Source organism: Pseudonocardia sp. GCM10023141, assembly GCF_042653605.1.
Genome location: NZ_JBHSIR010000072.1, coordinates 95,529 through 103,131, shown reverse-complemented (window position 1 = coordinate 103,131; position 7,603 = coordinate 95,529). Strand labels below are relative to the sequence as shown.

Below are 7,603 nucleotides of genomic sequence, written 5' to 3'. Positions count from 1 at the left end.
TACCGCTCCGAACTCATCATCGCCGCGATCGTGTTATGGCTGCGCACCGGCTTACAGGACACGCCCTAGGCCGCGTTGACAAAGTCCTGATCGCGGCCTTCGCGCCCAGACCGCCCCTGGCGGCGTTGCCGCCCCGACCGGGTACGTCCAGTACAACGGCTCGGGGGCGGCGTCTTGCCAGCGACGATCTGGATCACGAAGGCCATCGACCATCCCTTTGTAAACACGACCTAGCACTCCTCCGGAGCGCGCGCGTAGCGGGAAGATGTGGCCGGGACGGCGGAGCTGCGCAGCGGTGGTATCCGGGTCGGCGAGTGCCCGGCAGGTGCGGGCGCGGGCGGAGGCCGCAACCCCTGTGCCGGTGTCGACGTGGTCGACCGAGACCGTGAAGGCTGTGCCGTGGGCGTCGCGGTTGTCGGCGACCATCGGCGGCAGACCGAGCAGGTCGGCACGCTCACCGGACATCGGGGCACACACGATGCCGGTGGTATGCGCCACCACGAACGCCATTTGTGTGGCTGTGACGGACTCCGCGGCGAGAACGAGGTCGCCCTCGTTCTCGCTGTTGTCGTCGACGATCACGACGACTATGCGACCGTCTGTCAGCGCTTCGATGGCGGCGTGCACGTTGTCCACGGGAGTCGTGCCTCGTGGCGCCGCGATGTGGGTGGGCATGAGAGCTCCTTTCGGGGAGGCGGAAGGCGACCGTCGCGGACCTGGGTGCTGGCCGTTCCTCGCCCGATGCGCCTAGCTGGTGGCCGGCTCAGACGTCGGCGAGGGTGCGGAACCTGCTGCTGTGAAAAGGCGCAGTCTCCGGTTGTGCCCGAAGAACATGGATACGGAATAGGGCGATCAAGTGGTCGCCTGCCGGGATCTCGCACTCCACCGTGCAGTCCATCCACAGGGTGGAACCGTTGACGTAGACGGCTTCGTCGGCGGTGGCGTCCCAGTCGACTCCGGAGAACCGGTCACTGTGCTTGGACGACAAGCTCCGGCAGGCCGCGTCGTGGCCCTCGGCCAGCTACGAGCAAACACCAGCCGCGAGTCAGGAGCACCGATCGTGATCACTCGCTCCGCACCCGCGGTGCTGGCCATCGCCGTGGCGAACAGGCCGAGCGGGCCGGCACCTTGGATCCTCACCTTCTCCCGGTTCTCGATCCTCCCGAGTCTCCCGAACGCCGTGACGACGGAGCGCGGATCTCCGCGGCCTGGGTGGCAATGGTGCGGCGGTCGATCATCGGGACCGAGGCGACGGCGCCCGGAGATCGCGACGACGAGCTGGATCAGGCCGGCCACGTCGGCCCACGACCGAGGTAGTGACGCCGTCGCTGTCACCGAGAAGGCACTGGCATTGCTGCACGGGGTGCGCGCCGACGTCGTGGTCGCGGTGGGCGGCGGATCGACGACCGGACTGGCCAAGGCGCTGGCCGTCCGCACCGGCGTCGACCAGGTCGTATTGCCGACCACCTACGCCGGATCCGAGGTGACCCCGGTACTCGGAGAGACAGTCGACGGCCGGAAGACGACACGCTCGGACCCGTCGATCCTGCCCGAAACGGTCCTCTACGACGTAGAGCTCTCCGGGAACTTCCGGTACTGATCTCGGTGACGAGCGCGGTGAATGCTCTCGCGCACGCAGTCGAGGCGCTCTACGGTCCGCAGACCAATCCCGTCGTCGACGGCTGGGCGAGCGACGCGATCAGGCACTTGGGACGCGGGATCCGCCGGGTCACCGGCGAGCCGGGCGATCTCGCCGTGCGCTCGGATCTGCTGCACGGCGCCTGGCTCGCCGGCACCTGTGTGGGCGCGGTCGGCATGGGCCTCCTGCATCACAAGCTCTGTCATGTGCTCGGCGGTTCGTTCGACCTCCCGCACGCGGCGACCCACGCCGTCGTGCGGGCGCACCTCATCGCCTACAACGCTCCGGCCGCTCTCCTTGCGATGGATCGGGTGGCCGCCGCACTCGGCGTGACGGACGCCGCCGCAGGGGTGTTCACGCTGGTGGCCGACACCGGCGTGCCGCATTCGCCGCGCGGGCTGGGGATGCGCGAGGAGGATCTCGAGGCGGCTGCCGCTCTCTCGTCGCGACGCCGTGCCCGAACCCCGAACGCTCGACCGAACGGCCGTTCTGGCGCTGCTCCACGACGCATGGTCCGGCGGTCCACCGACGGTCCAGCAATAGGGCGACGCATGTTCCTGACCGCCAGCTTCCGCCCGGCCTCGGGACCGTGGCAACGGCTACCGGATCACTCCGGCGGACCGCAGCTTCGCGATCTCCTCGGCGTCGCGGCCGAGCCCTTCGAGGACCTCGTCGGTGTGCTCGCCGAGCCGCGGGGCGGGGTCGTACCGGCCGGCGACGTACTCGCCGAAGTGGATCGGGAACCCCGGAACCCGCAGCGAACCCAGGTCGCGGTGCTCCGTGTCGACGATGTAGCCGTTGGCCAGAGCCTGTTCCTCGTCCAGCACGTCGAGGGTGTGATTGACGGGCGTGAACAGCAGGCCGTGGTCGGCGAAGATCCTCAGCCACTCGTTGCGGGGTCTCTTGAGGAGCTCCGCGTCGAGGACCTCGAACAGGCAGGCCAGGTTCTCGATCCGCGTCTCGCGCGTGGCGAACTCGGGAACCTCCAGCAGGTCCGGCCGCTCGATGGCATCGCAGAACTGATTCCAGAACTTGGTCTCGGGATGGTTCGTCCCCATGAGCCACTCGCCGTCGGCACACTCGTACGTCGTGCGCAGCGGCGGCTGGGTGGTCCGCACCCAGTTGTTGTCCAGCTCGAACCCGGCGATGCTCGCCGACAGCAGGTTCATGTGGGTCAGCCAGATCGCCGAGCCGTACAGCGACACGTGGACCTCCTGGCCGACACCGTCACGCTCCCTGCACAGCAGGGCGGTCGTAGCGGCGAAGGCCGCCGAGATCGCTGTGAGCTGATCCAGGATGATCCGCTGGGGCAACCGCGGCTCCTGGTCCTTGCCCGACAGGTAGAGCATGCCCGAGACGGCCTGGCCGAGCGGGTCGAAGCCACCGGACCCGGCCATGGGCCCGTTCGGGCCGAACCCCGACACGTTGAGGTAGACCACCCGCGCGTTGAGCGCCCTGATCGCGGCGTAGTCGATGTCCAGCTTCTTCTTGCTCGGCTCGCGGAGGTTGCTGCTGAACACGTCCGCCGCGCGCACCAGCTCCGCCAGGATCTGCCGGCCCTCGACGGTGGTGATGTCGAGGCACATGCCCCGCTTGTTGCGGTTCGAGAGCTCGTACAGAGCGGTCCAGTTGTCGAGATGCGGTCCCCCGTTATCGAACGCCCCGAAGTTGCCGTGATAGCGCTCCGGGTCCCCCTCCAGCGTCTCGACCTTGATCACCTCGGCGCCCAGGTCCGCCAGGATCGCCGCCGCGCCGGGTCCGGCGTGCCACACCCCCACCTCGACGATCCGGATGCCGTCCAGCGGCCGTCGGCCGGCCTCGTCCACGTTCACGACGTTGCTCCTCTCGGCGGGATCTACCCGGCGTCCGGGCGATCGACGACGGTGAACTGCGGAAGGCTCCAGCCCTCCTCCTGGTCGAGGAAGAAGACCTCAACCCTGTCGCCCACGCGCAGGTCAGCGGGGTCCCGGCCGACGATGTTGGACACGATGCGCACTCCCTCGTCGAGCTCAACCAGGCCGATCACGGCGGGCCCGGCGAAGCCCTGTACAGGCGGGTAGTGATGTACCGCGTAGCTGTAAACCGTGCCGCGGCCCGTCGACTCCAGGTGGTTGGTGTCGAAGCTGTGACAGGCCGGGCACGACGGGCCCGGTGGGTGGCGCAGCACCCCGCAGGCAGCGCACCGCTGGATGAGGAGCCGGTGCTCGTCGCAGCCCTTCCAGAAGAACGCGGTGTCCGGGCTCTGCCCGGGACGCAGGCGATCCCGGGTGGGGGCGTGGCCCCAGTCCGTGGTCATGATCCCGGCACCTCCGTGCTGGTGAGGACGAGGCCGCTGGTGGGGACGTGCGAGCCGGACGTCACCACGGCCACGCGGGTGTCCGCCACCTGGTTGACCGCCGTGCCGCGCAGCTGGCGGACCGCCTCGGCGATCCCGTTGAAACCGTGGATGTACGCCTCGCCGACTTGGCCGCCGTTGGTGTTGACGGGCAGAGACCCGCCGGGGTCCGTCTCGCCAGCGGCGACGAAGGCTGCCGCCTCGCCCGGCTTGCAGAAGCCCAGAGCCTCCAGCTGCATGAGCACGGCGAAGCTGAAGTGGTCGTAGATGATTCCCAGGTCGACGTCGGCGGGCTTCAGTCCCGACTGCGCCCAGAGCTGCTCCCCGACGATCGCCGTCTCCGGGGCGATCGTGAGGTCCGCGCGGTAGGGGGTCGCCATGCCCACCTGGTCGGCGCCGATGCCCTGCGCCGCGGCCGCGATGACGGCCGGGGGCCGGCGGAGGTCCTTGGCTCGCTCGGTCGAGGTCACCACCAGCGCGACCGCGCCGTCGCTCTCCTGGCAGCAGTCGAGGAGCCGCAGGGGATCGGTCACCAGGCGGGACGCCTGATGGTCCTCCAGCGTGATCGGGCGCTCGTGGAACCAGGCCTGCGGGTTCGTTGCCGCATACGCGCGGGACCCGACAGTGACGCGACCGAAGTCCTCGGAGGTGAGTCCGTACTCGACCATGTAGCGCCGGGCCACCAACGCCATCCAGCCCGCCGCTGTCGCGAGACCGTAGGGCAGCACCCACGACTGGTCGAGCTCGTGGGTCGTGGCCGGGCCACCGCCCCAGCCGGCACGCTTCGGCTGCCCGAACCGCTGCTGGGACCGTTCGTTCATCGCGCGGTAGCAGACCACGACCTCGGCCAGGCCGGTCGTCACGGCGGCGGCCGCCAAGGCGACCGTCGCGCAGCCTCCTCCGCCTCCTGCGGGCGTCAGCGGCATGAAGCTCAGCCGCGGGATGCCCAGGGTGCGGGCCACCGCGGTATGCGAGTTGTTGTCCATCGCGAACGTCGATAGGCCGTCGACCTCGTGCGGGGCGATCCCCGCGTCGTCCAGCGCCGCCGTGATCGCCTCGGCGGCCAGCCGGAGCTCGCTCCGGCCCGAGTCCTTGGAGAACTCCGTGGCTCCGATGCCGACTATCGCGGCCTCGTTGCTCAACGATCCCATGGTTGCGTGCGTCCTCTCGTGGTGGGGCGACGGTGGCTCAGCCCTGTGCCCGGAACTGCAGCAACGTCATCGTGGATCGGCCCACGGCCTCGTCGCGCTGGTTCACGAACGTGTCCCTCGCGGTGAGGAAGTGCCCCGGTCCGACGCGGGTTTGTTTGCCGCCGGAGCAGTTGACCAGTTCGTTGACGGAGGTGACCTGGTCGCCGGGACGCAGCGGGATGCCGAACTCGAGCAGCACCTCCTGGACCACGACGTCGGTCATGCCGGGCAGCAGCCGCAGCGAGGCGCGCTTGTGCGCCGGAACCGGCCACGGCGGCTGCTCGGGTAGGTGGACGTCGGGACGGTCGAGGTCGATCCCGACCTGGCTCCCGCGGTCCATGACCCAGACGATCAGGGAGGGCGGTGGCGCGATGATCCCGCCGGCGAGCGACGCGGCGGCGTAGCCCGGGTCGGTGTAGAGCGGGTTGGCGTCCCGCACCATCTCGGCGAAGTAGCCGATCTGCGCCTCACTCACGGGATAGGGGCCGGGCCGCAGCGACGTGACCCCGATCTGCTCGCGGGCCTCCTGCGGCATGGCGTCGGACAGGACGGTGGGCTCGGGCTCGCCGAGCGCACGGAAGCTCGCGTGCTCATCAGCCTCGGTCGGGAGCGCCAGCACCGTCCTGGACATGGCCGTGGCGCCCAGGCTGTTCGACGTCCGCAGCTCGAGTCGGACGAGCGCGTCGCCGTCGTCGGTGATCCACCGGTCGATGACAGTGCCGCTCACCACGGCCACGTCACCCGCGACCAGCTGGTTGGTCATCTTCAGCGACGCCGAACGGAACCGGGCGGTAGGGCCGGCCCAGTCGGTGGCGAAACGCCCGAATAGCCCCTGGTTGAACATGGTGTTGACGAACGCTCCACGCATCCCGATCGACTTCACGAACTCCTCGTCGTGGTGGTAGGGCATGAGGTCGCGGGTCCCCATGGCCGCCATCACGAGCGTCTTGAGCGTGATGGGGAACCGCAGGTCCGGCAGATCCTCGCCCACCTCGACGTCGCTCCACAGCCGGGCCGTCACCGCGGGCCGGCCCCGTCAGCCCTGTCGGCGAGGAGCTCCTGGAGGGCGTGGGTGTCGAGGTAGAACGCGTCCGCGCCGTCAACGAGACCGTCCCGCAACCGGTACAGCTCTAGGACCTTCGTGTTCAGGGAGCGACCGGACGATCGCGCCGTGAACGTGGCCTCCACCTCGACAAGCACGCCGTCGGCGCCCAGTGCGCTCGACCGGTTCCCAGTGACAGTGAGCGTGGCGCAGTCCGCGATCCGCGCCATCATCGCGGCGAACCCGTCGGCGCCCTTCCACTCCCCTGCCCAGGGCAGGGACGCGGCCTGTCGCCATACCGCGCCCGGGCTGGTCCGCTCGGCCAGCTCGGACCAGTTGCGGCTCCGGTAGCTGTCGTAGAACCCCTCGAGCACGCTCACGGCGCCGCGGCCGGTCACGACCGCACCGCCGCCGGACGCAGGTGCGGCAGCACCCGGTCGACGTACAGGCGCAGCCCGTCCCAGCCGATCTCCGGGTCGAGGCCCCCCATCATGGGGTGGAACTCCAGGACGTCGTTGTCGTCGAGCGACGACGCGTAGTCAATGGCCTCCACCGGATCCACGATCTTGTAGGTGCCCGATGCGCGCACCTCGGCGATCGAGGCCCGGGCCCGGTATGCCGAGATCCCGCGCCGGGACTTGCCGACCCACTGGGCGTAGGAGTTGGTCTCGTGCAGGGCGTGCGGCCCGATCTGTTCCCAGGCCTTCTCGACGTCCACGGCGATGTGCAGGAATCGCAGCCCGCCGACCGAGACCGGTCGAGCAGGCTCCGTCACGTCCTCACGACCGAGCCGGCGTCGCTCGAGCTCGTACGCCTCCGCGAGGGACTCGGTTGTCGGCTCGAAACCGTTCCCAAGGCGCGCCGCCCGACGGGCACCCGCGGCCGTGGTGCCCCCCAGCAGGATCTTCATCCCGGTCTGGGCCGGCCGGGGTGTCACCCGCGCCCGTCGTCCGTCGACCTCGAACGGCTCGCCGCTCCATGCCCGGCCGAGTACTTCGATCCCGGCCTCGAGGTCCTTGCCCCGGCGGTCGAGCTCCTTGCCGAACATCTCGAACTCGGGTGCGGAGTACCCGGCGCCCAGCACCACTTCCAGCCGTCCGCCGCAGATCAGGTCCGCCACCGCGACGTCCTCGGCGACCCGCAGGGGGTCGTGGAGCGGCAGCACCAGCACCGTGACGCGGACCTGGAGACGACGTGTCCGTGCTCCCACCGCGCCCGCCATGACCAGCGGCGAGGGCAGGTAGCCGTCTTCCGATCCGTGATGCTCGTTGAGCCGGACGTAGTTGAATCCGTGCACGTCGGCCCACTCGCAGATGTCGAGGGCCGCCCGGTACCGGTCGGCGTTGGATCCTTGTCCGGTCCACCGCATGTCGAAGCGCAGGCCTGTTCGAGGCACG

At 69.7% G+C, this 7,603-nt stretch carries 9 protein-coding genes and 1 pseudogene; 2 read left to right on the top strand and 8 right to left on the bottom strand.

Annotated elements, in window-relative coordinates; all coding sequences use genetic code 11:
* Window positions 1-51 precede the first annotated feature (51 nt).
* Together ACFPFQ_RS42200 and ACFPFQ_RS42195 are read right to left on the bottom strand one after the other, a co-directional pair.
* Window positions 52-675 carry a 3,4-dihydroxy-2-butanone-4-phosphate synthase gene (locus tag ACFPFQ_RS42200; RefSeq protein WP_379628890.1) on the bottom strand — a complete coding sequence of 208 codons (624 nt, stop codon included), beginning with the start codon at window positions 673-675 and terminating at the stop codon, window positions 52-54.
* Between the two features lie 88 nt (window positions 676-763).
* Entirely contained in the window at window positions 764-1,021 is a 258-nt protein-coding gene (locus ACFPFQ_RS42195; RefSeq protein ID WP_379628897.1) for a flavin reductase family protein, read from the bottom strand.
* On the opposite strand from ACFPFQ_RS42195, the gene ACFPFQ_RS42190 reads away from it, so the two are divergent.
* Window positions 974-1,600, top strand: a complete 627-nt coding sequence (locus ACFPFQ_RS42190; protein ID WP_379628896.1) for an iron-containing alcohol dehydrogenase — start codon at window positions 974-976, stop codon at window positions 1,598-1,600. The two genes, ACFPFQ_RS42195 and ACFPFQ_RS42190, sit on opposite strands and share 48 nt — an antisense overlap.
* Window positions 1,601-1,605: 5 nt before the next feature.
* Window positions 1,606-2,058, top strand: a pseudogene (locus ACFPFQ_RS42185) (iron-containing alcohol dehydrogenase); the annotation flags it as partial.
* Window positions 2,059-2,238: 180 nt separating this feature from the next.
* Here the strand turns inward: ACFPFQ_RS42185 and ACFPFQ_RS42180 are convergent.
* The 6 genes from ACFPFQ_RS42180 to ACFPFQ_RS42155 are packed head-to-tail and all read right to left on the bottom strand — an operon-like array spanning window position 2,239 to window position 7,602.
* Window positions 2,239-3,471 carry a CaiB/BaiF CoA transferase family protein gene (locus tag ACFPFQ_RS42180; RefSeq protein WP_379628889.1) on the bottom strand — a complete coding sequence of 411 codons (1,233 nt, stop codon included), beginning with the start codon at window positions 3,469-3,471 and terminating at the stop codon, window positions 2,239-2,241.
* 23 nt (window positions 3,472-3,494) lie between these two features.
* Window positions 3,495-3,935, bottom strand: coding sequence for a Zn-ribbon domain-containing OB-fold protein (locus tag ACFPFQ_RS42175; RefSeq protein ID WP_379628888.1), 441 nt, complete (start codon window positions 3,933-3,935; stop codon window positions 3,495-3,497).
* Complete coding sequence (locus tag ACFPFQ_RS42170; RefSeq protein WP_379628887.1) at window positions 3,932-5,125, bottom strand: lipid-transfer protein; 1,194 nt, start codon at window positions 5,123-5,125, stop codon at window positions 3,932-3,934. Before ACFPFQ_RS42170 ends, ACFPFQ_RS42175 begins: the two co-directional genes overlap by 4 nt.
* A gap of 37 nt (window positions 5,126-5,162) precedes the next feature.
* A complete protein-coding gene (locus tag ACFPFQ_RS42165; protein WP_379628886.1) occupies window positions 5,163-6,185 on the bottom strand; it encodes an FAS1-like dehydratase domain-containing protein in 1,023 nt (340 codons plus the stop codon).
* Complete coding sequence (locus ACFPFQ_RS42160) at window positions 6,182-6,604, bottom strand: nuclear transport factor 2 family protein (protein WP_379628885.1); 423 nt, start codon at window positions 6,602-6,604, stop codon at window positions 6,182-6,184. The genes ACFPFQ_RS42165 and ACFPFQ_RS42160 overlap by 4 nt, the downstream gene beginning before the upstream one ends.
* Window positions 6,601-7,602 (bottom strand): LLM class flavin-dependent oxidoreductase, encoded by a 1,002-nt coding sequence (locus tag ACFPFQ_RS42155; RefSeq protein ID WP_379628884.1) that lies wholly within the window; start codon window positions 7,600-7,602, stop codon window positions 6,601-6,603. Before ACFPFQ_RS42155 ends, ACFPFQ_RS42160 begins: the two co-directional genes overlap by 4 nt.
* Window position 7,603 lies beyond the last annotated feature (1 nt).

What these genes read in the sequence shown, in the direction of transcription:
- ACFPFQ_RS42200 (WP_379628890.1), bottom strand. Translation starts at nt 675, where the DNA reads ATGCCCACCCACATCGCGGCGCCACGAGGCACGACTCCCGTGGACAAC.
- ACFPFQ_RS42175 (WP_379628888.1), bottom strand. Translation starts at nt 3,935, where the DNA reads ATGACCACGGACTGGGGCCACGCCCCCACCCGGGATCGCCTGCGTCCC.
- ACFPFQ_RS42170 (WP_379628887.1), bottom strand. Translation starts at nt 5,125, where the DNA reads ATGGGATCGTTGAGCAACGAGGCCGCGATAGTCGGCATCGGAGCCACG.